The sequence below is a fragment of the Streptomyces boncukensis genome (assembly GCF_011045075.1).
In the GTDB taxonomy this organism is placed as follows: Bacteria; Actinomycetota; Actinomycetes; order Streptomycetales; family Streptomycetaceae; genus Streptomyces; species Streptomyces boncukensis.
Window position 1 is genome coordinate 1 of record NZ_JAAKZZ010000065.1, and the last position, 22,713, is coordinate 22,713.

At 73.6% G+C, this 22,713-nt stretch carries 21 protein-coding genes; 7 read left to right on the forward strand and 14 right to left on the reverse strand.

Annotated elements, in window-relative coordinates:
- A partial coding sequence (locus G5C65_RS09390; RefSeq protein ID WP_165298264.1) for an AfsR/SARP family transcriptional regulator occupies positions 1 to 1,120 on the reverse strand: 1,120 nt, incomplete at its 3' end.
- A 291-nt stretch (positions 1,121 to 1,411) separates the two neighbouring features.
- The gene (gene aztA / locus G5C65_RS09395; protein WP_165298265.1) at positions 1,412 to 2,137 is read right to left on the reverse strand and encodes a zinc ABC transporter ATP-binding protein AztA; all 726 of its coding nucleotides are present in this window, start codon (positions 2,135 to 2,137) and stop codon (positions 1,412 to 1,414) included.
- A gap of 52 nt (positions 2,138 to 2,189) precedes the next feature.
- Here aztA and aztB point away from each other — a divergent pair, with 52 nt between their 5' ends.
- From aztB to aztD, 4 genes are read left to right on the forward strand one after another with little or no spacing between them, the layout of a single operon-like run.
- Entirely contained in the window at positions 2,190 to 3,068 is an 879-nt protein-coding gene (gene aztB, locus G5C65_RS09400) for a zinc ABC transporter permease AztB (protein ID WP_165298266.1), read from the forward strand.
- On the forward strand, positions 3,065 to 4,312 hold the full coding sequence (locus G5C65_RS09405; protein ID WP_165298267.1) for a hypothetical protein: 1,248 nt from the start codon (positions 3,065 to 3,067) through the stop codon (positions 4,310 to 4,312). Before aztB ends, G5C65_RS09405 begins: the two co-directional genes overlap by 4 nt.
- Positions 4,309 to 5,259, forward strand: a complete 951-nt coding sequence (gene aztC / locus G5C65_RS09410) for a zinc ABC transporter substrate-binding protein AztC (RefSeq protein WP_165298268.1) — start codon at positions 4,309 to 4,311, stop codon at positions 5,257 to 5,259. Before G5C65_RS09405 ends, aztC begins: the two co-directional genes overlap by 4 nt.
- A 36-nt stretch (positions 5,260 to 5,295) precedes the next feature.
- Positions 5,296 to 6,498: a zinc metallochaperone AztD gene (aztD, locus tag G5C65_RS09415; protein ID WP_165298269.1), complete on the forward strand. Its 1,203-nt coding sequence runs from the start codon at positions 5,296 to 5,298 to the stop codon at positions 6,496 to 6,498.
- Positions 6,499 to 6,569: 71 nt separating this feature from the next.
- On the opposite strand, the gene G5C65_RS09420 is transcribed toward aztD, so the two are convergent.
- Positions 6,570 to 8,006 carry an amidase gene (locus G5C65_RS09420; RefSeq protein ID WP_165298270.1) on the reverse strand — a complete coding sequence of 479 codons (1,437 nt, stop codon included), beginning with the start codon at positions 8,004 to 8,006 and terminating at the stop codon, positions 6,570 to 6,572.
- Between the two features lie 88 nt (positions 8,007 to 8,094).
- On the opposite strand from G5C65_RS09420, the gene G5C65_RS09425 reads away from it, so the two are divergent.
- The gene (locus tag G5C65_RS09425; RefSeq protein WP_165298271.1) at positions 8,095 to 8,700 is read left to right on the forward strand and encodes a TetR/AcrR family transcriptional regulator; all 606 of its coding nucleotides are present in this window, start codon (positions 8,095 to 8,097) and stop codon (positions 8,698 to 8,700) included.
- Between the two features lie 28 nt (positions 8,701 to 8,728).
- Here G5C65_RS09425 and G5C65_RS09430 read toward each other — a convergent pair whose 3' ends face one another.
- Entirely contained in the window at positions 8,729 to 9,565 is an 837-nt protein-coding gene (locus G5C65_RS09430; protein WP_165298272.1) for a helix-turn-helix transcriptional regulator, read from the reverse strand.
- Between the two features lie 536 nt (positions 9,566 to 10,101).
- Between G5C65_RS09430 and G5C65_RS09435 the strand changes: the two genes are divergently transcribed.
- The gene (locus G5C65_RS09435; protein WP_165298273.1) at positions 10,102 to 11,373 is read left to right on the forward strand and encodes a CynX/NimT family MFS transporter; all 1,272 of its coding nucleotides are present in this window, start codon (positions 10,102 to 10,104) and stop codon (positions 11,371 to 11,373) included.
- Positions 11,370 to 12,008, forward strand: a complete 639-nt coding sequence (locus G5C65_RS09440) for a DUF3887 domain-containing protein (protein WP_165298274.1) — start codon at positions 11,370 to 11,372, stop codon at positions 12,006 to 12,008. Before G5C65_RS09435 ends, G5C65_RS09440 begins: the two co-directional genes overlap by 4 nt.
- A 15-nt stretch (positions 12,009 to 12,023) precedes the next feature.
- Here G5C65_RS09440 and G5C65_RS09445 read toward each other — a convergent pair whose 3' ends face one another.
- From G5C65_RS09445 to G5C65_RS09490, 10 genes are all read right to left on the reverse strand, one after another.
- Entirely contained in the window at positions 12,024 to 12,938 is a 915-nt protein-coding gene (locus G5C65_RS09445) for an SDR family NAD(P)-dependent oxidoreductase (RefSeq protein WP_165298275.1), read from the reverse strand.
- Between the two features lie 112 nt (positions 12,939 to 13,050).
- Positions 13,051 to 14,892 (reverse strand): hypothetical protein, encoded by a 1,842-nt coding sequence (locus tag G5C65_RS09450; protein WP_165298276.1) that lies wholly within the window; start codon positions 14,890 to 14,892, stop codon positions 13,051 to 13,053.
- Positions 14,889 to 15,515, reverse strand: coding sequence for a hypothetical protein (locus G5C65_RS09455; protein ID WP_165298277.1), 627 nt, complete (start codon positions 15,513 to 15,515; stop codon positions 14,889 to 14,891). Before G5C65_RS09455 ends, G5C65_RS09450 begins: the two co-directional genes overlap by 4 nt.
- Positions 15,516 to 15,522: 7 nt before the next feature.
- Positions 15,523 to 16,422, reverse strand: a complete 900-nt coding sequence (locus G5C65_RS09460; protein ID WP_165298278.1) for a carbohydrate ABC transporter permease — start codon at positions 16,420 to 16,422, stop codon at positions 15,523 to 15,525.
- Positions 16,422 to 17,387, reverse strand: coding sequence for a carbohydrate ABC transporter permease (locus G5C65_RS09465; RefSeq protein ID WP_165298279.1), 966 nt, complete (start codon positions 17,385 to 17,387; stop codon positions 16,422 to 16,424). Before G5C65_RS09465 ends, G5C65_RS09460 begins: the two co-directional genes overlap by 1 nt.
- Positions 17,384 to 18,658, reverse strand: a complete 1,275-nt coding sequence (locus G5C65_RS09470; protein ID WP_165298280.1) for an ABC transporter substrate-binding protein — start codon at positions 18,656 to 18,658, stop codon at positions 17,384 to 17,386. The genes G5C65_RS09465 and G5C65_RS09470 overlap by 4 nt, the downstream gene beginning before the upstream one ends.
- Positions 18,659 to 18,730: 72 nt before the next feature.
- Positions 18,731 to 19,495, reverse strand: coding sequence for a cupin domain-containing protein (locus G5C65_RS09475; protein WP_165298281.1), 765 nt, complete (start codon positions 19,493 to 19,495; stop codon positions 18,731 to 18,733).
- Between the two features lie 5 nt (positions 19,496 to 19,500).
- Positions 19,501 to 20,451, reverse strand: a complete 951-nt coding sequence (locus G5C65_RS09480; RefSeq protein ID WP_165298282.1) for a DUF6807 domain-containing protein — start codon at positions 20,449 to 20,451, stop codon at positions 19,501 to 19,503.
- Between the two features lie 8 nt (positions 20,452 to 20,459).
- The gene (locus G5C65_RS09485) at positions 20,460 to 21,602 is read right to left on the reverse strand and encodes a Gfo/Idh/MocA family protein (protein ID WP_165298283.1); all 1,143 of its coding nucleotides are present in this window, start codon (positions 21,600 to 21,602) and stop codon (positions 20,460 to 20,462) included.
- Between the two features lie 186 nt (positions 21,603 to 21,788).
- A complete protein-coding gene (locus tag G5C65_RS09490; RefSeq protein WP_165298284.1) occupies positions 21,789 to 22,508 on the reverse strand; it encodes a S1 family peptidase in 720 nt (239 codons plus the stop codon).
- Positions 22,509 to 22,713: the final 205 nt, after the last annotated feature.

The window sequence follows — 22,713 nt, forward strand, 5'->3', positions numbered from 1 at the left end:
GCGCGTCGAGGAGGGTGCGGAGGGCCTCTGCGGGCGGGACGGGCGCGCTGTCGGGGCCGAATCCGCGCAGGTCGAGGTGGAGCTGACCGTCCGGGTAGCGGTGCGCGAGCCGATGGCCCAGGTGCACGGCCAGGGAGGTCTTGCCGACGCCCGCCATACCGCCGATCACCGTGACGGGCGGGGGCGCGGCGGCCTCGGGGGCGAGGTCCAGGACCTGCCGGAGTTCGTCCGCACGGCCGACGAAGGAGGGGAGGTCGGCGGGGAGCTGGGCAGGACGGGCCACGGGCCCGGCGGCCCCGGGCTCCCGAGGGGAGCGCTCCCGCTCCGGCGCCGGGGGATCCAGCGAGGAGTCGGCCGCCAGGATCCGGCCGTGCAGCTCCCGCAGCGCCGCGCCCGGTTCGACACCGAGTTCGGCCACCAGGGTCCGGCGCGTGCCGCGGTACGCCGCCAGGGCCTCGGCCTGACGTCCGGAGCGGTACAGCGCGAGCATGAGCAGCCGGCACAGCTTCTCCCGCAGCGGGTGCTCGCCGGTCAGCGCGAGCAGCGCGGGGATCACCTCGCTGTGGCGTCCGAGCTCCAGGTCGACCTCCAGCGCGGACTCCTGGACGCTCAGCCGTTCCTCGGCCAGCCGGGAGCGCTCCCCTTCGGCCAGCGGGCCGGGGAGCCCGGCGAGCGGCGTCCCCTCCCACGCGTCGAGCGCGGCGTGCAGCAGCCGCGCAGCGGCCGGCACCTCGCCCGCGGTCCGCAGCCTCCGCGCCTCGTCGACGCGCCGCTCGAACACGTATCGGTCCACGGCGCCCTCCGGGACCCGGGCCAGGTATCCGTCCGCGACCGAGACCACCACCTGGGACGTCGCAGCGGCCCTGGCACCGGGGCTCAGCACCTTGCGCAGCCGCGACACATAGGTGCGCAGCACGGACACCGCGGCGGCCGGCGGCCCGTCGCCCCACACGGCATCGACGAGTTCGGCCACCGTGACCGGCCGTCCGCGGCGCAGGAGCAGCGCCGCCAGCACGGCTCGCTGCTGCGGCGAGCCCAGATCCAGTTCGGTGCCACCGCGCCAGGCCCTGACCCGCCCCAGCAACGCGAAGTGCGGGGACTCCCCGCGGGCAGCGTTCATGGCCCCAGCGTGTTCCGTGTCGCGGTCCGCCCACCACCGAGGGCTGACTTTCCGGGACGCTGGAACGCGGATTCGGCGCTGACCAGCGCATACGCCAACGACCTGGAACGGCCGACTGGAACAGGGCGCGCCCGGGGCTCCGGCGGTGGTACGGGTGACACGGATGGGAGCCGCGAACGGTTCAATCGGCTGCGCCCCGCGGACCGCGGCTGTCGCCGTGGCTGGTCGCGCAGTTCCCCGCGCCCCTTCGGGCGCACGGACGCGTCCCGAAGGGGCGCGGGGGGCTGGCGGTCAGGTCGTCTCGGGGAAGTTCCAGACCTCCCGCAGCGCTCCGTCCGTGAGGACCTCGCGCGGGGCGCCCTCCCCCACGAGCTGCCCGTCGCGCAGCAGCAGGCAGTGGTCGGACTCGCGGGCCGCGGTCAGGTCGTGGGTGGCCTGCACCACGGTCACCCCCGCCCCGGCGGTGGCGGCGAGCACCGCGGTGATGCTCTCCCGCGCCGCGGGGTCCAGGCCGGTCGTCGGCTCGTCCAGCAGGAAGAGGCCGGACTCCTGCGCGAGCCCCTGGGCGACGAGGGCGCGTTGGCGCTGCCCGCCCGACAGCTCGCCGAGCTGGCGTTCGGCGAGGTCGAGGATGCCGAGCCGGTCCATGCTGTCGCGCACGACGGAGCGGTCCCGGGCGGTGAGCCGCCGCCAGGCGCCGCGATGGGCCCACCGCCCCATGGTCACCGTCTCCCGGACAGTGAGCGGGAGGGTGTCGGACACCGCGCTGCGCTGCACGACATAGCAGGGGCGGGCGGTGCGGCTCCCCCCGGTCCCGCTGTCGAGCGTGCCGGATGTGAGGGGGCGCACACCGGCCAGCACGCTCAGGAGCGTGGACTTGCCCGAGCCGTTCGGTCCGACGACGGCCGTGGTCGCCGACTGCGGTATGGACGCGGTGAGTTGACGCAGCACCGTACGCCGGGGGTACCCGGCGGTGACGTTGCGCAGTGCGACCTCGTACGGCCCGGTGGCCGGCATGGGACCTCCCGCAAGCTGGATTGAAAATGGTTTTCATTATAAAGTCTTGGCCATGGAGTGGTTGACCGGCCCGTTCGAAGTGGCCTTTGTCCAGCGGGCTCTGTGGAGCGGGATCCTGGTTTCCCTGATCTGCGCCGCCACGGGCACCTGGGTCGTGCTGCGCGGCATGACCTTCCTCGGTGACGCGATGTCGCACGGCATGCTGCCGGGGGTGGCGCTCGCCTCGCTGCACGGGGTCAGTCCGCTGGTCGGCGCCGCGGTGAGCGCCGGAGTGATGGCCTGCGGGGTGACGGTCCTGGGGCGCTCGCCCCGGATCTCCCAGGACACCGGGATCGGGCTGCTGTTCGTGGGGATGCTCTCGCTCGGTGTGATCATCGTCTCGCGGTCGCAGTCCTTCGCCGTGGACCTCACCGGCTTCCTCTTCGGCGACGTGCTCGCGGTACGGGAGCGGGACCTGCTCCACCTCGCGGTGGCGCTGGGGGTGACCGCCGTGGTGTCCGTGCTGGGCTACCGCTCGTTCCTGGCCCTCGTCTTCGACGAGCGGAAGGCCCACACCCTCGGGCTGGGTCCCCGCCTGGCGCACGCGGCGCTGCTCGGCCTGGTGACGCTCGCCGTCGTCACGTCGTTCCACGTGGTCGGCACGCTGCTGGTCTTCGGGCTGCTGATCGCGCCGCCGGCCGCCGCGCTGCCGTGGGCCCGCCGGGTCCCGATGGTGATGTGCGGCGCGGCGCTGTTCGGCGTGGCCGCGACGTTCACCGGTCTCCTCCTCTCCTGGCACCTCGGGACGGCGGCCGGGGCGACGGTCGCCGCGGTCGCCGTCCTGGAGTTCTTCCTCTCCGTGCTCGCCTCCGCGCTCCGCAACCGCCGAGTGAAGGACCCGCATCCCGCCCCCGCAGCCGACACGCGAAGGGAATACGCGCACTCATCATGATCTGGAACCGGAAGAAGGCGGCGCCGGTGCCGGCCGCCGCCGCGGCCCTGTCCCTCGGGCTGCTGCTCGCGGCCTGCTCCGACGGCGGGGACGACACGGGCGGAAAGCCGTCCCCGTCCGCGTCCGCGTCCGCGTCGAAACCGCACGGCTATGTCGAGGGGGCGGAGGAGGCGGCGGAGCAGCAGTCCCGGCTGGTGCTCGGTGACAGCGCGAGGGGCACCCTGAAGATGCTCGACCTCGTCGACGGGAAGACCGAGCCGCTGGGCCGTACGGCCAGGGGCGCGGGGCTGGTCACCGACGGCCGGTTCGCCTACGCCAACGCGCGCGGCGGCTCGGAGGTCTTCGACAGCGGTACCTGGATGGTCGACCACGGCGACCATGTGCACTACTACCGCGCCGAGCCGCGCGGCGTCGGCCGGGTGGCGGGAAAGCGGCCCGAGCACGTCTACAGCAGCCCGTCGCTGACGGCCGTGACCTTCGCCGACGGCACGGCCCGGCTGCTGGACCGCTCCCGGCTGGAGAAGGGCCGCGTCAGCCCGACCGCGACCCTGAAGGACGCCGCACGCGGGCCCGTCGTCCCGCTGGGCGAGCACGCCCTCGTCCCGGTCGCCGGGCCCGGCGGTGAGGTCGTCGTGGAGGTGCGCGACCGGCGGGGGAAGCGCACGGCGTCGCTCGGCGAGAAGTGCCCCGGGCTGCGCGGTGCGGCCGTCATGCGTCCGGGCGTCGTCTTCGGCTGCGCCGACGGAGCGCTGTTCGTGAGCGAGAAGAAGGGGAAGCCGCACGCGGAGCGGATCCCCTTCGGCCGGAAGGTGCCCGACAAGGAGCGCCCGCGGTCCTTTCAGCACCGCTCGCTCGGCACCACGCTGACGGCGAAAGCGGGCGAGAAGAGCGTATGGGTCCTGAAGGTCCCCCAGCGCGCCTGGAAGCGGGTCGAGACCGGGCCGGTGGCGGCGGTGAACAGCGCGGGCCTGGACACACCGCTGCTGGTCCTGGAGAAATCCGGCGCTCTGGCGGCGTATGAGATATCCGACGGCAAGGAGATCGCCAGAAAGAAGCTCCTCTCCGGGCGGGCGGGTGCCGAGGGGAACTCCCGGCCGGTGATCGAGGTCGACGCCAACCGCGCGTACGTCAACGACCCCGCGGCGCGCAAGGTCTACGAGATCGACTACAACGACGGCCTGCGCACGGCCCGTTCCTTCTCCCTGGACTTCACGCCCGCCCAGATGGTGGAGACGGGCCGGTGACCGCCGTCCGGCCGGGCGCGCGGGCCGCTGCCCGCGCCGTCGGCGCCGCCGCGCTCGTCTGCGCGCTGCTCGCCGCCGTGGCGGGGTGCTCGTCGGATTCCGGGGGCGGGCGGCCCACCGTGGTCGTCACCACGAACATCCTGGGCGACATCACCCGGCAGATCGTCGGCGGCGAGGCCGAGGTGAAGGTGCTGATGAAGCCGAACGCCGACCCGCACTCCTTCGGCGTCTCGGCCGCCGAGGCCGCCCGGATCGAGGGCGCCGACCTGGTCGTCTACAACGGCCTGGGCCTGGAGGAGAACGTGCTGCGCCATGTCGGGGCAGCCAAGGAGTCCGGCGTCGCCACGCTCGGCGTCGGCGCGGCCGCCGACCCGCTCACCTACCGCAAGGACAAGTCGGCGGGGAAGCCCGACCCGCACTTCTGGACCGATCCGTACCGCGTACGCAAGGCCGTCCGCGTCATCGGCGAGAAGGTCGCCGAGGAGGTGGACGGGATCGACAAGAAAGCCGTCGCCGCACACACCGCCTCCTACGGCAGAGAGGTCGGGCGGCTCGCGGCCGACATGAAAGAGCGCTTTGCCGACATCCCCGCGGAGCAGCGCAAGCTGGTGACCAACCACCACGTGTTCGGCTATCTGGCCCGGCGTTTCGACTTCCGGGTCGTCGGCGCCGTGATTCCCAGCGGTACCACCCTGGCCTCGCCCAGCGCCGCCGATATGAAGTCGCTCGCGACGACCATCGACAGGGCCGGAGTCGAGGCGATCTTCGTCGACTCCTCGCAGCCCGACCGGCTGGCCCGCGTGCTCAAGCGCGAGAGCCAGGTCGATGTGGCCGTGATCCCGCTGTTCTCCGAATCCCTGACGGAGAAGGGGGAGGGCGCCGCCAGCTATCTGCAGATGATGCGCTCCAACACCAAAGCGATCGCAGACGGACTCACACCGTCCTGACAGCCGCACTGCCCAGAGAATCGGAAAGAGGAATTCATGAGCAAGAGTTCGCGTCTGAAGAGAGCGGCGGCGCTGTCCGCGCTCCTGTGCACCTCGGCCGTCCTGGCGGCATGCGGTGCGGACGACAAGAACGGGGACGGGGACGGGGACAACGGCCAGGCCAAAGCCAGGGCCAAGGCCGCGGCGCCGGTCAAGGACCCCCTGGTCGCCACCTACGGCGGCGGCCTCTACATCCTCGACGGCGAAACCCTCAAGGTGACCAAGGACCTGCCGCTCAAGGGCTACAACCGGGTGAACCCCGCCGGGGACGACCAGCACGTCATGGTGTCCACCTCCGAGGGCTTCCAGGTGCTCGACGCGGCCGGACAGCGGCTGACGGACACCCGGTTCCCCGGCGCCGAGCCCGGCCACGTCGTCCTGCACGCCGGGAAGACGGTGCTGTTCACCGACGGCACGGGCGAGGTCAGAATCCTCGACTCGGACGGCTTCGACGACAGCAGGCCGAAGGCCAGGACCCACACCTCGCCCCACCCGCACCACGGGGTCGCCGTCGAGCTGGCGAACGGCGAACTCGTCAGCACCCTCGGCACCGACAAGAAGCGCACGGGCATCGTCGTCCACGACAAGAAGCGCAAGGAGATCGCCCGGAACGAGAAGTGCCCCGAGGTGCACGGCGAAGCGACCGCGCAGGACGAGGCGGTGGTCATCGGCTGCGAGGACGGGGTGCTGCTCTACAAGGACGGCAAGATCACCAAGATCGACAGCCCCACCGCGTACGGACGGATCGGCAACCAGCGGGGTTCCGAGGACTCCCCCATCGTCCTCGGCGACTACAAGCAGGACGCCGAGGCCGAACTGGAGCGCCCCGAGCGGATATCCCTGATCAACACCGCGACGGGCAGGATGAAGCTCGTCGACATCGGCACCAGCTACAGCTTCCGCTCCCTGGCACGCGGCCCGGAGGGCGAGGCCCTGATCCTGGGAACGGACGGGAGGATCCACGTCATCGACCCGGAGAGCTCCAAGGTGACCAGGAAGATCGCGGCCGTGGACGCGTGGCGCGAGCCGCTGGAGTGGCAGCAGGCCCGGCCGTCGATCCATGTGCGGGGCGGAACCGCGTTCGTCACCGAGCCGGAGAAGAAGAAGCTCTACGCCATCGACCTGAAGTCCGGCAAGAAGAAGGCGACGGGCACCTTCGAGAAGAAGCCCGACGAGATCACCGGCGTCGTGGCCGACTGACGCGCAGGGCGCGCGTCACCAACGCGCGCCCTGCGCCGGCCGGGACGCCCTGTCGCCCTCCCTCCGGTCGGTCACCCCGCCCATACCGCGGGGGTCCGGCCCGACCACGGGCTCGCCTGTTCGAGTTGCCCGGCGAGGCGGAAGAGGCGGCCCTCCAGCCCGTACCCGGCGGCGAACTGCATGCCGATCGGGAGCCCCGAGTCGGGGTCGGCCGTCAGCGGCACGGACATGGCGGGGGTGCCCGCCACGTTGAACACGGCGGAGAACGGCGAGATGTCGAACAGGCGGCGCAGCCAGCCGAGGCCGTCCAGCGCCTCCACGTCCTCGGCGTGGGTGCCCAGGGGGACGGGCAGGTCGGGCAGGGTCGGGGTGAGCAGCAGGTCGTGGGCCTCGAAGTGCCGCGCCAGGCCGCGGGAGACGCGGTTGCGGAGGGCGAGGGCCTCGACGAACTCGGTGCCGCTGACCCGCTTCCCGTAGCGGTAGCTCGCCAGGGTGGGGGGTTCGAGGGTCGAGAGGTCGACGGGCCGGCCGAAGGCGGCGGCCAGCGCGTCGATGTCGGAAGCGAGGTTCGCCGTCCACTGGCGGGCGCTCGCCAGGAGCAGTTCCTCCCAGTCGACTCCGAGGTCGACCTCGGCCTCCTCCACCCGGTGGCCCAGGGACTCCAGCAGCCGCACGGTCCGGGCGAGCGCTTCGGCCACGCGCGTGGCGGTGCGGTTGCCGCCCCAGGGCTGGGCGAGGACGCCGATCCGCAGCGGGCCCGGGGCGCGGGTGACCTCCTCCGCGTACGGCCGGGACGGCTCCGGCGCGGCGTACGGGTCGCCCGGCTCCGGGCCGCGGATCTGGTCGAGCAGCACCGCGCTGTCGCGTACGGTGCGGCTGAGGCTGCCGTGTACGGCCAGGCCGTTGAAGATCTCGTCGAACTGGGGGCCCACGGGGACCCGGCCGCGGCTGGGCTTCAGCCCGAACAGGCCGTTGAAGGCGGCGGGGATGCGCAGCGACCCCGCGGCGTCGGTGCCGTGCGCGACCGGGACCACTCCGGCGGCGACGGCCGCGCCCGCTCCCCCGCTGGACCCGCCCGCGCTGCGCCGCGGGTCCCACGGGTTGCGGGTCGGGCCGAAGAGCGCGGACTCCGTCGTGTTGCTGTAGGCCAGCTCCGGGGTCGCGGTACGCCCGAACGTCACCAGCCCCGCACGGCGGAAGCGCCGCATCAGGCAGGAGTCGTCCCCGGCGACGTTGCCGGCCGCGAGGCGGCTGCCCAGCTCCATGCGCCGCCCGGCCATGGCGACGCCGATGTCCTTGATCAGGAAGGGCACCCCGGCCAGCGGCGCGCTGCCGGGCCGGGGCGCGTCGTCGGACGGCCAGGTCTCCACGATGGCGTTGAGCCGCGGGTTGACCGCCCGCGCCGCCTCGCGTGCGGCCGCCTCCAGTTCGGCGGGGGCCACCTCGCCCGCGGCCGCCAGTGCGGCGAGCCCGACCGCGTCGAAGCCCGTGTACTCGGTCACTCTCATCTGTGCCTCCCGGCGGAACGAACGATACCGTTGAGTTCCCTAAGATACCTAACGGTATCGCGTGGAACGAACTGGTACCGTAGCAGTCATGGAATCGAGCGCCAGAAGGCCGGACAGGGTGGCGAAGCTGCCGCCCCGCGAGCGGATCCTCGACGCGGCGGAGGAGCTCTTCCAGCGCGAGGGGATCCGGCGGGTGGGCGTCCAGGCGATCGCCGACCGGGCCGAGACGACCAAGATGGCCATCTACCGGCACTTCGAGACCAAGGACGCGCTGGTCGCGGAGTGGCTGCGGATCGTCGCCGCCGACTACCAGGCGGCCTTCGACCGGGCCGAGGCCGAACACCCCGGCCGGCCCGAGGAGCAGATCCTGGGAGTGGCCCGCTTCATCGCCCAGGGGCTGCCGTCGATCTCCCACCGGGGCTGCCCGTTCATCAACTCCCTCGCCGAGCTGCCCGACCGCTCCCATCCCGCGCGGCAGGTGATCGAGCAGCACAAGGCGCTCCAGGCCCGCAGGATGGCCGGCATGTGCACGGAGGCCAGGCTGTCCGACCCCGAGCAGGCCACGGCCGAGATCACCTTCGTGCTCGAAGGCGCGCAGGTCAGCACCCAGAACGGAAGCATCGACCAGGTGGGGGACCGGGTGCTGAGAATCGTCGAAGGGATCCTGGAACGGCACCGCTCCCCGCGCGGCTGACCGCGCGGCTGACCGCGCGGCTGAGGGCCTACGAGAGGGACCGCAGCCGCCCCTCGGGCGGGTGGTGGTGCCGCTCGACGGCCCGCGCCGTCGCCTCGTCGGCGGGGAGGAGGACGACGAGCTGCTGGGCGTCCGCGGGCAGTTCGAGCGTCTCGCGGAGCAGCCGCAGCTCGTATCCGGCCGGGTGGGTGAGCCGGAGCGTGCCGTGCCGCGGCACCGGGTGGCGGTGGAGGCGGCTGGTGAACTCGGGCCCGGCGACGGGGGCGAGTTCGGCGGTGAGCCAGTCGGCGTTCTCGACGGAGGGCGCATGCCACAGGTCGAAGACCTGCTCGTCCGCGATGGCGTCCCAGTCGGTGAAGAACGTCCGGGCGCGCGGGTCGGTGAAGACGTAGTGGGTGAGGTTCGGCGGGTCGGCGTCGAGCAGCCCGGTCCCGTCGGCGAGCGACGCATAGCCGCTGGTGTGGGCGAGGATGTCGCCCAGCCGGTTGGTCACGGCGGCGATGCCCGGTTCGAGGAGGCGGAGCGTCCGCAGGACGGACGGCCGCACCTGGCGGCTCGGCCTGGCGGGCCGGGCGCGCACCGAGCACCCCTCGGCGGTGATCCGGGCCAGATAGCGCAGATGGTCGCGCTCCGCCGGGCCGAGGCCGAGCCCGTCGGCCAGCGCGTCGACCACCGCTGCCGACGGGTTGCGGTCGCGGCCCTGCTCGATACGGGTCAGATACTCGACGCTGATACCGGCCCGCGCGGCGAGATCCTGGCGGCGCAGCCCCGGCGACCGCCGGCGGCCGCGGTCCGGCAGGCCGAGGGACTCCGGCTGGAGGCTGTCGCGCTTGGCCCGGATGAATTCACCTAGCGGCTTCCCCATGGCGCCAGCCTAGGGGGTGTTTCGAAAGCCCCGTGCGGCGCATGGGGCGTCCGGTGCGTGCTCTCGGCGTGCCGGGTGAAAGCCCTCGTACTGGGCGTACTCGGGCTTTCGCCCGGTGCGGCGAGAGCACGTGCCGGGCGTTCCAGGTGGCGTGCGGGGCTTTCGAAACACCCCCTAGTGCCGTGTCCGGCGCATCTTGCTGGGCAGGGGCTGCCCCTGCCGGTGCGTCGCAGTCCGCGGCTGGGATGGGGGTCCCCCCTGCTCGAGCGAAGCCGAGAGCTTAGGGGAGGTTGCTCGCGCAGTTCCCCGCGCCCCTGGGCGCGCCCTGGCGCCCCGCAGGGGCGCTTCAGGGGCGCGGGGAACTGCGCGACCGGCCACAACCCAGCCGCAGACCGCAGGACATGGGCAGGGGCAGCCCCGACCCGGCTGCCCCGACAGAGGGCAACCCCCCTGCAGGGCGCCGACGAGGGTGGCCCTCTCGGGGCCAGCCTGGGCACGGCCTGGTCGGCGGCGCGGCGCGGCCGGATCGTGGCGGCATGTACGCATCGAAGTCCGCGCTCTCGACGCGGCGTTCCGGGCAGGCGCTCCTGGTGTGGGGGCTGCTGGTGGTGGCGGCGAACCTGCGGTCTCCGCTGACCGGCGTCGGACCGCTGCTGGAGCGAGTGCAAACGGATCTGGGCCTGGCACCGGCCGTGGCGGGCCTGCTGAACACCCTGCCGCTGCTGGCGTTCGCGGGGGTGGCCCCGCTGGTGCCGCGGCTGGCCGCGCGGTGGGGGCCCGAGCGGCTGCTCGGGTTCGCGCTGGCGGTGCTGACGCTCGGGATCGCCGTCCGGTGGATTCCGGCGGCCACCGGCCTGTTCGCGGGCACGGTGCTGATCGGGGCCGGCATCGGCGTGGGCAACGTCCTGCTGCCGAGCCTGATCAAGCGAGACTTCCCCACCAGGGTGGGGCTGCTGACGTGCGCGTACGCCACCGTGATGGGCGGCGTCGCCGCGGTGGCCTCCGGGGTGGCGGTGCCGGTCGGCCGCAGCGCCCCCGGCGGCTGGCACACCGCGCTGGGCTGCTGGATCGCGCTCGCGCTGGTGGCCTGCGTGCTGTGGCTCCCCCGGATGCGGGCCCCGCGGGCGGCGCCGCCTCCGGGGCCGGGTGCGAGCCCGGAGGGGGCGCGCGGGCACCGGCTGCCGTGGAGGTCGCCGCTGGCGTGGGCGGTCACGGCGTTCATGGGGCTGCAGTCGCTGGGCTTCTACGTCGTCGTCACCTGGCTGCCCCAGGTGTTCCAGGACAGCGGGTCGAGTGCGGTCGCCGCGGGCTGGCTGCTGTTCCTGTTCCAGGTGGTGGCGGTGGGGACCAGCCTGGTGGTGCCCGCGGCGCTGCGGTGGGCGCGGGACCAGCGCGCGGTGGCCGTAGCCGGCTCGGCGGTCCTGCTCGCCGGCTATCTGGGGCTGCTCGCGGCCCCGGAGTGGGCGCTGCTGTGGAGCGTCGTCCTCGGGCTGGGCGGCGGAGCGTCCCTCGTGCTCGCGCTGGCCTTCCTCAGCCTGCGGGCCCAGGACGCGGCCGCGGCGGGCGCGCTGTCGGCGATGGCGCAGTCGGTCGGCTATCTGCTGGCCGCGGCGGGGCCGGTGGTCTTCGGGCTGCTGCACACGGTCGGTTCCGGCTGGCGGGCGCCCGTCCTGCTGCTGGTCGCCGCCGCGGTGGGCCAGGTGTGCGTCGCGCCGGCGGCGGGCCGGGGCACGGTGCACGGCCCGGACCTCCCTCACGTAAAGGACTCCTTGACATCTGCCCACCGTAAAGACACCCTTTACATGTGACCGAATCCGCGCCGCCCCTCTTCTCGCTCAGTGCCCGACTCGCCGAGCAGGCCGCGGCCCTGGCCGCCACGCTGGGCACGGACGGCCCGGACGCCCCGCCGGACCACGGCCTCGACGCGGTCCGGCGCGCCCGCGACATCGACGCGCTGGCCAAGCAGGTGCTCACGCTGTGCGTCCAGCGGTCCCGCGCGGCCGGCCACACCTGGCAGGAGGTCGGAGACCTGCTCGGCGTCACGCGCCAAGCCGCCTTCCAGCGGTTCGGCAGACCCATCGATCCACGAACGGGAGACCCGATGGACAGGACAGCGCACATGGCCGACGCCGCCGAGCGCGCCCGGCAGATCGTCACGGACGTCCTCGAAGGCCGGATGGACGCCGCGCGCCGGTCGTTCAACGCCGAGGTCCGCGCCGCGTTCACCGACGAGGCGCGCGGTGAGGCCCTGGCCACGGTCGCCGGCCTCGTCGGCGCGTTCGAGGGCTTCGGGGCGGCCGATCCGTTCGTCCGCCGGATCGGCGATCACACGGCCGTCGACGTCCCGCTGTGCTACGAGGCCGGTGAGATGAAGGCCCGGCTGACGTTCGACGCGGGCGGGAAGGTCGCCGGGATCTTCTTCCTGGCCCCCGACGCCCCGTGAACGGCGGGCACCGCCTCACAGCTCTGCGGGCAGGCCGGTGAGACGGGCGCTCTCGTGCCAGAGCCGGTCGCAGCGCGCGGGGTCGGTGGTGTGCGGCGCGGTGGCGACCTGCGTACGCCGGACGAAGAAGCGGCCGGTGACGCCGTCGACGCCGGGTGAGGTCGCGAGCCAGGCGGGGGTGTCGGCTCCGGTGTCCGGGCCGGGGAAGAAGGGGTTCAGCAGCGGGCTCAGGGACCGCAGCGCGCCGAGGGAGCCCTGGCCGATGCCGGTGCCCTTGATGACGCCGGGGTGGGCGCCGTTGACCGTGATGCGGCTGCCCTTCAGCCGGCTCGCGAGGCCGTGCACGAACATCGCGTTCATGTTCTTGCTGCGCGCGTAGCAGGAGAAGGCCCGCAGGCTCGGGGGGCTCGGGACAGGGCCGGGGCCGGGGCCGGACCCGCGGCGGCCGGCCGCGCGGAGCAGGCCGTCCGGATCGACGGGGAACCGCGCGAGCGCTCTCGGCGAGGCGCCCACGACGACGAACCGCGCCGGCCGGTCGCCGATCGGTGCCAGGAGCGACCGCAGCAGCAGGTAGGGGGCGAGGTGGTTGGTGGCGAGGGTGCGCTGGACGCCCTCCGGGGTGAGGTCGTCCGCGGGCGCGATGACCGCCGCGTTGCTGATCACGACGGCGGGCGGCGGCTGCGCGGCCAGCCTCCCGGCCAGCTCGCGCACCTCGCTCATCAAGGACAGGTCCGCGCGCTCCAGCCGCAGCTCGGCGCGCGGGACGGCGGCGCGTATCCGCTCCCGGGCCCGGACGAGCCGCTCGTCGCTCCGGCCCACCAGCACGACGGTCGCACCCCCGGCCGCCAGGCGGCGGGCGATCGCCTCGCCGATGCCGCCCGTCGCACCGGTGACCACCGCCCGCCACGCCGGGCCGTCCCCTCGCTCCATGTCGCCAACTCCCTTGGCCGGCCCCGGTCGTCTCCGGTGACGCCCGGGTACCCCGAGGATGCCCAGGAGGAGCGCGGGGCGACACCTCCGGATGCTGCTGCCGGGGCGCCCGTCAGCGCAGTTCGAGGGTGTACCGGAACGGGGACCTGCCGGTGATCAGCACGCGGGACCCTTCAGGGGTGAGGCCGCCGTTCATCCACTGGTAGCGCTCCCCCGGGTCCACCGTGGCAGGCTGGCGGGGCCCGCTGCCGTTGCCGGGGCCGAAGGAGATCCGGTCCCCGCCCACCTGGTAGCTGCCCCGTCCGCTGACGAGCTGGTACGCGTCCGGTTCCGGCAGCTCGCGCACCCCCCGCAGCTCGCCGCCCGCGCGGAAGGCCAGCTCCAGCGCGAGCGGGACGTCCGCGCCGGTGACCGAGAAGGCGATGTCGAAGCCGCCGCCCGCCTCCCGTACGACGACCTCCGTACGCAGGGTGCGCCACTCCTTGGGCCGGTGCGGGAAGTCCATCGCCGACCAGAAGCGCCCGTCGTCGGTGAGCGGGTACGCGCCGTCGGGCCGCCGGTGCTGCGGGGGCAGCGGCAGGTGGAACGCGGCCCGCACCCGGGCGGTCAGCCGCCAGCCGCCGGCCACCCGCTCCACGCGCTCGGCGCGGAAGTGCCCCAGCGAGAAGAACCGCGGTGCCAGCCGCAGCGAGTCCAGGATCGCCTCGCCCTTGCGCATCTTGAAGAAGGTGGGGTTGGTGGACAGCCCGGAGGAGATGGCGTGCACGTCGGGGAAGTCGGTGCCGCCGAAGACCGACGCCGTACGGCTGCCCCGGACGATCCGGACCAGGCCGACCTCCCGGTCGTGGTGGACGGAGCCGCGCTCCGGCGGCGCGGCCTCGGGCAGCGGGCGGGCGAGCGAGGGGTTCTCCAGCACCTCGGCCAGCCGGTCGCCGAGCGTCACCTCGCCCATCGTCTGGCCGGCGCCCCGCTGCTGGAGCAGGGCCGCCACGGCGGCGAAGCGGCCGTCGCCGTCGCGCAGCGCCATCTCGCGGTACTGCAGCCAGTACTCGGGGAGATAGCGCAGTGCGGTCTGGTCCTGGCGGCGGGACTGGACGGTCTCCACCTCGCCGTTGGGCTCGATGGTGCGCAGCGTGCCCTTGAGGTTGGCGCGGACGTGCGCGTACAGCTCCGGGCGGCCGGCGAGCGCGGCGAGGGTGAGCAGCGAGGGGTTGGTGACGACGGCCGCGTAGGTGGGGCTGCGCTCGCTGTACTGGCCGCCCGGGTACTGGTCGACGCCCTCGGCGAGCCAGGCGTCGATGCGGCGGGGGTAGCGGGGGTCGGGCCAGTGCCGGTGGACGCGGGCGAGCGCGGCGCAGATCTTCCAGCGGTGGTTGGGGGTGTGCACGCCGCCCTCCGCGAGGGCCGGTCCGGCCTTGCGTGCCACGCGCTCCACGGTGCCGCGGATACCGCGGGTGGCGGCGTGGCCGTCCCGGTCGAGCAGCGCCCACAGCAGCGCCAGATCGACGACGGAGAAGGCCGTGTCGGGCGGCGAGTGCACCTGCCCCTCGTCGAAGAGGCCGTCGTCGAACTGCGCTTCGGCCAGCGCGTCGGCCAGCCGCCTCATCGGGGCCAGGAGCGAGCGGTCGTGGTGGTGCTCGGAGTCCTCCCAGACGTACACGGAGCTGAGCAGCCGCAGCGAACGGGTGGCGGCTCGGGCCCTGCCCCGCTCGCGCGCGTCGGCGATGTGGTCGCGGTACTCCTTGAGCACGCGGGGGACGCGGGCGTCGGCCGCGGTGGTGAGCAGCGCGAGGAACTCCTCGTCCACCGGCTCGTCCCCGGGCTTCCCGCTCCGGTCGGACGCCGCGGATGTGCCGGACGCGGCCGACGCCGTGCCGGCGGAGCCGCCGAGCAGCCCGATGCCCGCGGTCCCCGCGGCGGTTTGGGTCAGCAGTCCTCTGCGGGACAGCGTCATCGTCCACTTCCCTCCACTCGGAGTTCCACAGCGGTCAGGGCCAGGGCGAGCGGGCCGGGCACCAGGAAGAGCAGCGGCGGCAGCATCCACGCGCACGCGCCGGCCGTGGCGAGGGCGAGCACCACCAGGCCGCTGCCCGGCAGGTCCCCGGCGGCGCGGCGGGCCGCGGCCCGTACGGCGGCGCCCCAGCCGTACGGGCCCGGACCGGGGGTGCCGTACAGCGCGCAAGCCCGCAGCCCGACCACCGTCGCCGCGGCGGCGACGGCCGCCAGGGCCACGGCGAACAGCCCGGCCCCCGGCAGTCCGGCTCCGGCGAGTGCCGCGTACGCCGCCACCAGCAGCACGGCGGCCACCAGCAGCACGCCGGCGGTCAGGTCCCGGCGGGCGCCGCCCGGGGCGCGCAGCCGGGCGCGCAGTGCCGCCGCGTAGCGTCCCGCCGTGGCGGGCTCCGCGTACAGCTGCCGCCTGCGCAGCAGGTCGCAGGCCGAGGCGAGGGCCGCCGGTGCGGTGACCACCGGGGCCGCAGCCAGCGCCGTGGCCAGGCCGACGATGAGCATGTCGGCGAAGAGCTCGAAGCGCGGGCCGAACAGCTCGCCGCGCTCCCGTGTGCGGGTGGCGGTCATCGGTGCGTCACCCCTTGATGCCGGAGTTGGCCATGCCCTCGACGAGGAAGCGCTGGAAGGCGAGGAAGAACAGGACGATCGGCAGCAGCGCGAACACCGACATCGCGAACATCGGCCCGAACGCGGAGGTGCTGGAGGCGTCGACGAACGTGCGCAGGGCCAGCGTCAGCGTGTACTTCTCCGGCTCGAAGAGGTAGATGAGCTGGGTGAAGAAGTCGTTCCAGGTCCAGATGAAGGTGAAGATGGCCGTGGTGATCAGGGCGGGCCGCACCAGCGGCAGGATGATGCGCGCGAAGGTGCGGAACGGGCCGCAGCCGTCGATCCGGGCCGCCTCCTCCAGCTCCTTGGGCAGGCCGCGCATGAACTGCACGATCAGGAAGACGAAGAACGCCTCGGTGGCGAGGAACTTCGGCAGGATCAGCGGCCAGTAGGTGTTCACCATGCCGAGCTGGTTGAAGACGATGTACTGCGGGATCAGCACCGCGTGGTGCGGCAGCATGATCGTGGCGATCATGAAGGCGAACAGCGGGCGGCGCATCCGGAACCGCAGCCGGGCGAAGGCGTAGGCGGCCAGCGAGCAGCTGAGCACGTTGCCGAGCACGGCTCCGCCCGACACCAGCAGCGAGTTGCCCAGCAGCCGGGTCAGGCTGACGTCGCCCACGCCGTCCATCGCGGTGGAGTAGTTGCTCCACTCCAGCCTGCTGGGCAGCAGCCGCAGGCTCGCGATCACCTCGTCGGCCGGCTTGAAGGAGGTCGCCACCAGCCACGCCAGCGGGTAGAGCATCACCAGCAGCGCCGCGACGCACGCGGCGTGCAGCGCGACGCGGCCCCAGGGGACCGGCTTGCGGCGCCCGGCCGGGGCGGCGGGGGCCGCGGGCGCTTCGCCCTGCCGGGTCTCGGCGGTCATCAGCGCTCCTCCTCGTTGGCGTAGAAGACCCAGCCGCGCGAGCTGCGGAACAGCAGGGCCGTGACGATGCCGATGGCGACGAGCAGCACCCACGCCATCGCCGACGCGTAGCCCATGTGGGAGGCGGTGAAGCCCCGGTCGTAGAGGTAGAGGGTGTAGAAGAGCGTCGAGTCGGCGGGCCCGCCCTTGCCGCCGCTGACCGCGAACGCGGGGGTGAAGACCTGGAACGCCTGGATGGTCTGGAGCACCAGGTTGAAGAAGATCACGGGGGACAGCATGGGGACGGTGATGGACACGAACTGCCGCCACCGGCCCGCGCCGTCCACCGCTGCGGCCTCGTACAGCTCCGAGGGGATCTGCTGGAGTCCCGCCAGGAAGATCACCATGGGCGCTCCGAACTGCCACACGGTCAGCAGCGCGACGGCCAGCAGCGCCCAGCCGGGCCGGTTGACCCAGCCGCCGATGTCAAGGCCGGCCCGGGAGAGCAGATCGTCCACCGTGCCGCCGTCGTTGAAGATCGCGCGCCAGACCAGCGCGATGCTCATGGAGGCGCCCAGCAGGGACGGCGCGTAGAACGCCGAGCGGTAGAAGCCCCGGCCCCGCCGGATGGACTTGAGGGCGAGCGCCACCGCCAGGGCCAGCCCGAGCTGGAGGGGCACGGCGATCACGACGTACGTCAGGGTCGAGACCACCGAGCGCCAGTAGCGCGCGTCCTCGGTGAACATCTGGGTGTAGTTGCGCAGCCCGATCCACTGCGGCGCGTCGAACATGTTGTAGTCGGTGAACGACAGGTAGAGCGAGACGGCCATCGGCAGCAGGGTGAGGACGACGGCGCCGAGCACCCAGGGGGACAGGAACACCCAGGCGGCGCCCTGGGGTTCGCGGCGGGAGCGCCGCCCGGCGGATCCGGTGCGCGCCGTCCGCTCCGCCGTCCGCTTCGGCGGGGTCCGCGTCGTGGTGGTCATCGCAGCTCCGCCTTCGCCGCCGTGACGAACTGGCCGGCCGCCTTGCGGGGCGACATCTTCCCGAACGACACCTGGTCGTAGTCGCGCTGGAGGGTCCGCTGGAGCGCGGCGTCGCCCTGGAGCGGGGCCTGGGGCGGGTCCTTCAGCTTCCCTTCGAGGCCGGACTGGTAGTCGGCGACGACCTTGTCGAAGCCGTCCAGTTCGGGTATCAGCCGCTTGCGGAGGCGGTCGTTGGCGGGGATTCCGCGGTTGGCACCGAGGATCTCCGCCGCCTCCCGGTCGTTCATCAGGAAGTCGATGAGCGCGACGGCCGCCTTGGGGTGCGAGGTCTTGGCGGCGGCCCCGACGAACATCGACGGCTTGAAGTACTGGCCAGGGGTGCCGTCCTCGGCGACCGGCATCGGCGCCAGCTTGGGGTTCTTGCCCAGCAGCGCCTCGTAGCCGCTGGAGGGCGCGTCCCAGTTGATGTCGGAGACGGCCTTGCCCCTGCCGAGCGGCTGGTTCTCCACCGTGCCGTCGAGCTGCGTGGTCTGCTCGGCGCTGCTCACGGCGCCCCGCTTGCGCAGCTCGCTGGTCCACTCCCAGTACCGGGTCAGATCGCCGGTGGTGAAGCCGAGCCCGCCGTCCTCGGTGTAGAGGGACTTGCCCTGGCCGCGCAGCCAGATCTCGAACCAGTCCTCGTTGTGCCCCGGGTCCACGCTGCCCGCCTTTCCGGTGGCCTCGGCGAGCCGGCCCATGGCCCAGGCCCACTTCTTCCAGGTCCAGCCGGCCCGCGGCTCGGGGACACCCGCCTTGCGCCACTGCGCGGCGTCGTAGACCACTGCCTGGGTGCCGCGGCCCATCGGGATGGCGTACTGGGTGTCGTCGACGACGCCGGTGCCCAGCAGCCCCTTGTCGAAGTCGCCGGTGCGCAGGTCCTTTTGCTTGCCGAGGTCCAGCAGCACGCCGCCCTGCGCGTACTGGTTGATCTGCCGGTAGTCGAGCTGCATCACATCGGGCGCGTCGCCGCCCGCCGCCTGGGTCGCCAGCTTCTGGATATAGGTGTCGTAGCCCGAGAAGGAGGTCTGCACCTCGATCCCCGGGTGCTGCTTCTCAAACAGTGCAATCGCTTTCTCGGTGCGCGCCGCCCGGTCGGGGTTGCCCCACCAGGAATAGCGCAGGACGGTCTTGCCGCCCGAGCCGCCCGAGCCGCCGCCGCAGGCGGCGAGTGCGGCGCAGAGCGCGAGAACCGTGACGACCACGCAGGACACCCTGGGTCCGTGTGCGCGCATACCGGAGCCGCCTCCTTCCCTCACCGTGGTTCCGGGCCCGTCTGGTCCGGGCCGTGCCTGTTTCACCGGTGGCTATTCGCCGTAGTACGGCAGGGTGGCGCCCGGGATCTCGTACTCCTCGCGCCGCCCGCACATCCCGTAGCCGCCGTGCCGGGTCGCCCCGCCGGCCGCCTCGACGCGGGCGCTGCCGAGGTGGGAACCGTCGCCGGCCGCGAGCGCCGAGAGCTGGTCGCCGGTGCGCTCGGCGGCGGCCAGCGCCCCGGCCCGCCACAGCTCCCGCCACCCGGCCGCCTTGGGCGCGACCAGCCGGGCCGCCGCCCGGTGGAAGGCGTGCAGCGGCTCCGGGTCGCCCTGCTCCAGCGCCGCGCGCAGCGGGAGGTACCCCTCGACGGCCAGGTCCCGGCGGCGCCTGGCCGCCTCCTGCGCCGCCGGGCCCTCCTTGGCGGGCAGCGCTGCCGCCGCCGCGTACCGCTCGGGGTCCGCCAGGACCTCGGGAGGGAAGGTGAAGACGGCGTCCCCGGCCTCCGGGAGGCCGCTGTTCTGCATCAGGACCGTGATCCGCAGCCCGCCGCGCTGGATCATGCGGTGCACGGTGCCGGGGCTGAACCAGGCGACGGCGCCCGCCGCCAGCTCCGTCTCCCGGTACCCGTCGGGCGTCAGGGTCTGCACGGCGCCCTGCCCCGCGGTGACGACGTACGCCTCGGTGCAGACGGTGTGGAGGTGCGGGCTGCCGCCGCAGACGCCGTCCGCGGCCTCCCAGTCGTAGCAGCTGATGTGGGACAGTCCGACGGCGCCGGGCAGCGGCGCCGGCAGGCTCGGTCCGGGTGTCGCGGCCACCGCGCTCACCACCCGTGGGCCTTCAGGCAGGACGCGACGCGGTCGCCGTCCCACGCCCCGTCGGCGACCACCACCCGGTAGCGGTAGGAGAAGCTCTCGCCCGGCGGCAGCGCGAACTCCTCGTGGAAGGCCCAGGAGAACGCGACCGTCGGGACGGGCTCGGAGCGTACGAACCAGTGCGAGTCGTGGATCGCCCCGGCGTTCTCCGGCGCGTGCGCGAACACGAGGGTGCTGTGCCCGTCCCGGCCGTCGTGCTCGCCGGTGAACGCCAGCCACGGCGCCCGGGTGCCCATCATGTCCGCCGCGCCCGCCTCCGCGGCGCCGCCCCGCCCGTCCGGGCCCAGCACGTCGCCGCCTGCGAAGTCCCGCGGCCCGCGCCAGTGCAGCCCGGTGTAGCCCGCCATCTCGCGACCGGCGGTCGTGGGAGAGCCGAAGTGCAGGTCCTGGGAGCGGGTGTTGGTCAGATGCAGGGTCCAGTCCAGCGCCCAGGAGCCCCCCTCCCCTCCTTCCTCCGCTTCCACGGAGTGCACCTCGACCGTGCGCCGCTCCCGGGCCCACTCCTCCCCTCCGTTCGCTATCCAGGTCAGCAGCTCCGTGAAGCGCAGCCGGTCCTCGGCGACGTCGAAGGCGTCGAAGGCGTCGTGCCGCATCCGGCCGATCCGCTCGTGGATCGGCTCGTAGCCCCGCTCGGGGCCCATATACGAGTGGCCGCCCCAGAAGTTCTGGCCGGACAGATGGCTGGCGGTCATCTGCAGCCCCTTGTGCCAGCGGTGGTCGCTGGGGCGGTAGCCGGTGACGGGGCTGCCGCCCAGGGTGCGCATCGGGTGGACGTAGGGCTTGCGGGACTCGTAGGCCACCGGGTCCGGTGCGTAGACGTACGTCATCAGCTCGGTGCCGCCGGAGGCGACGGCAACGCGTTCGCCGTGGGTGTGGGTGACGGTGATCGGCTCGCTCATCGGGGTGCTCACTGCTCCTTCGGTGCGTTCGGCGCCCAGTCGGGGTGATCGCCGTGCGGGGTGCGGTAGTACGGGTCGCCGGGCACGATCTCGCCCGCCGCCACGGGGCGGCCGGTGAAGGCCGACTTGTAGAGGGCGGCGAGGAATTCGAGGGTGCGGCGGGCGTCCGGGCCGCTCCCGGGCGGGCGCTCGCCCTTCTCCAGCGCGTCCAGGAACCCGCCGAGCTGGGCGGCGTGCGAGCTGGGGAGGTCGGCGGCGGGGGCGCGCCAGCGGGTGGCGCGCCCCGCCTCGTCGCGGACGTGCGGGGCCGGGGTGTAGCGCCAGTCGTCGTTGCCGTGCCCGTACAGATGGGTCAGCTCGACCGTGGCGTCGGCGCAGTCGACGCGGATGCGGCTGACCTCGTCCGGGGAGAGCACGCTGTTGACGACAGTGGCCATCGCGCCGTTCGCGAAGCGCACCAGCGCCGTGGAGACGTCCTCGCTCTCGATGTCGTGCACCAGCCGCCCGGCCATGGCCCGCACCTCGCTCCAGTCGCCGAGCAGGTGCAGGAGGAGGTCCATCTGGTGGATGCCGTGCCCCACGGTGGGCCCGCCGCCCTCGGTGCTCCAGCGGCCGCGCCAGGGCACGGCGTAGTAGTCGGCGTCCCGGTACCAGGTGGTCTGGCAGTGCGCGACCAGCGGCCGCCCCAGCTCCCCGCCGCGCAGCAGTTCGCGGGCGTGCGCCGCGCCGGAGCCGTAGCGGTGCTGGAAGACGACCGAGGCGTACGGGCCCTCGGTGCTCCGCTCGGCCTCGGCGATCCGGTCGTACTCGGTGAGCGAGAGGCACAGCGGCTTCTCGCACAGCACCCAGGCCCCCGCGTGCAGCGCGGCCCGCGTCTGCGCGGTGTGCAGGGCCGGCGGGGTGCCGATCAGCACCAGGTCGGGGCGCTCGTCGGCGAGCATCCGGTCCAGGTCCTGGTACCCGGCCACCGCGCCGCCCGCCCGGTCGCGGAAGGCGGCGAGCCGCCCCGGGTCCACGTCGACGGCGGCCACGAGCCGTACCCGGTCGGCGTGTTCGCGCAGTGCGGGCAGATGGCAGCCGGTGACAATGCCGCCCGTGCCGACGACGGCCGCGCGGAAGGGAGTTCGGGGTGCGGGCTGTGCTGCGGTCATGCGGAGTGTGGCTCCTCGTCGACAGGCGGGTGGATCGACAATAGAAAGCGCTTGCCTCGGAGGGACACTAAGCCTGCCCCATATGACAGGACAAGCCTCGGGAGCACCCTCATCCAAATCGCCCGCGCCCCGAAGGGGCGCGGGCGAGGTCGAGTTCCGTCAGCCAGGGCCGGTCGGTGCCACGGCCTAGTAACCGACGCTCAGGCCGTACTCCTGGAGCACCGGGGCGACCGGCAGATAGAAGGTGACGCCGCCGGTCGCGCAGTTGCCGCTGCCGCCCACGAGGAAGCCGACGAGCGCGTCTCCCATGAAGGCCGGGCCTCCCGTGTCACCCGGCTCGGCGCACACGTTGGCCCGGATGAGGCCGAACACGACGCCCTCGGGGTAGGAGACGGAGACGTTGACCGCCTGGATGACGCCGCAGTGCCACCCCGTCACCGGGCCCGTGCGGCACATCGCGGCGCCGACGACCGCCTCGGCCACCCGCTCGATCCGGCGCGGCCCGGTGGGCCCGTTGACCTCGCTGGGGTACGACAGGTCCGGGTTGGTGTACCGCACCAGGGTGTGGTGGCTCTTCGGGAAGCGGACGTCCACGGTCTCCCCGACCGGCACCTGGAGCTGCGGATCGGCGTACCAGCGGGTGCCGACGGCGCCGCAGCCGCCGGGGAGGACGGCGTAGTACGTACCGCTCCGGGCGGCGTTGACGCCGACGGTGCAGCGGACGCCGTCGGAGCTGTAGAGCGGGTCGCCGCCCCGGATGGCGTCCTTCGCGGCGGAAGCGGCGGGAGCAGCGGAGGCGGCGGAAGCGGCGGAGGACGCGGAGGCGGCGGGGGCGAACGCCAGCGCGGCGAGGAGGACGCCGAACAGCGGGGCCCATAACGCACGGAGGATGCGAGGGATGCTCATGCGGGGCAGTGTGCCGCCGTCCCGGCCCCGGCGTAAGCCCTCGCGCAGCCGGTGCCCGGACGCCGCGGCACCGGGTCGGTGAGATCCGGGTCACATTGCGGCCGGATGTGTCACAGGCCGGGGACGGGCCCCCGTCGTAGGGGTGGAGACTCCTACGAAAGGCGCGGCATGTCCGAGACCACGGCGGAGACGGGGGCCCAGGGGG

Coding starts and splice junctions, on each gene's coding strand:
- aztA (WP_165298265.1), bottom strand. CDS start 2,137: ATGCCGGCCACCGGGCCGTACGAGGTCGCACTGCGCAACGTCACCGCC.
- aztB (WP_165298266.1), top strand. CDS start 2,190: ATGGAGTGGTTGACCGGCCCGTTCGAAGTGGCCTTTGTCCAGCGGGCT.
- G5C65_RS09405 (WP_165298267.1), top strand. CDS start 3,065: ATGATCTGGAACCGGAAGAAGGCGGCGCCGGTGCCGGCCGCCGCCGCG.
- aztD (WP_165298269.1), top strand. CDS start 5,296: ATGAGCAAGAGTTCGCGTCTGAAGAGAGCGGCGGCGCTGTCCGCGCTC.
- G5C65_RS09420 (WP_165298270.1), bottom strand. CDS start 8,006: ATGAGAGTGACCGAGTACACGGGCTTCGACGCGGTCGGGCTCGCCGCA.
- G5C65_RS09425 (WP_165298271.1), top strand. CDS start 8,095: ATGGAATCGAGCGCCAGAAGGCCGGACAGGGTGGCGAAGCTGCCGCCC.
- G5C65_RS09430 (WP_165298272.1), bottom strand. CDS start 9,565: ATGGGGAAGCCGCTAGGTGAATTCATCCGGGCCAAGCGCGACAGCCTC.
- G5C65_RS09435 (WP_165298273.1), top strand. CDS start 10,102: ATGTACGCATCGAAGTCCGCGCTCTCGACGCGGCGTTCCGGGCAGGCG.
- G5C65_RS09445 (WP_165298275.1), bottom strand. CDS start 12,938: ATGGAGCGAGGGGACGGCCCGGCGTGGCGGGCGGTGGTCACCGGTGCG.
- G5C65_RS09450 (WP_165298276.1), bottom strand. CDS start 14,892: ATGACGCTGTCCCGCAGAGGACTGCTGACCCAAACCGCCGCGGGGACC.
- G5C65_RS09455 (WP_165298277.1), bottom strand. CDS start 15,515: ATGACCGCCACCCGCACACGGGAGCGCGGCGAGCTGTTCGGCCCGCGC.
- G5C65_RS09460 (WP_165298278.1), bottom strand. CDS start 16,422: ATGACCGCCGAGACCCGGCAGGGCGAAGCGCCCGCGGCCCCCGCCGCC.
- G5C65_RS09465 (WP_165298279.1), bottom strand. CDS start 17,387: ATGACCACCACGACGCGGACCCCGCCGAAGCGGACGGCGGAGCGGACG.
- G5C65_RS09470 (WP_165298280.1), bottom strand. CDS start 18,658: ATGCGCGCACACGGACCCAGGGTGTCCTGCGTGGTCGTCACGGTTCTC.
- G5C65_RS09480 (WP_165298282.1), bottom strand. CDS start 20,451: ATGAGCGAGCCGATCACCGTCACCCACACCCACGGCGAACGCGTTGCC.
- G5C65_RS09485 (WP_165298283.1), bottom strand. CDS start 21,602: ATGACCGCAGCACAGCCCGCACCCCGAACTCCCTTCCGCGCGGCCGTC.
- G5C65_RS09490 (WP_165298284.1), bottom strand. CDS start 22,508: ATGAGCATCCCTCGCATCCTCCGTGCGTTATGGGCCCCGCTGTTCGGC.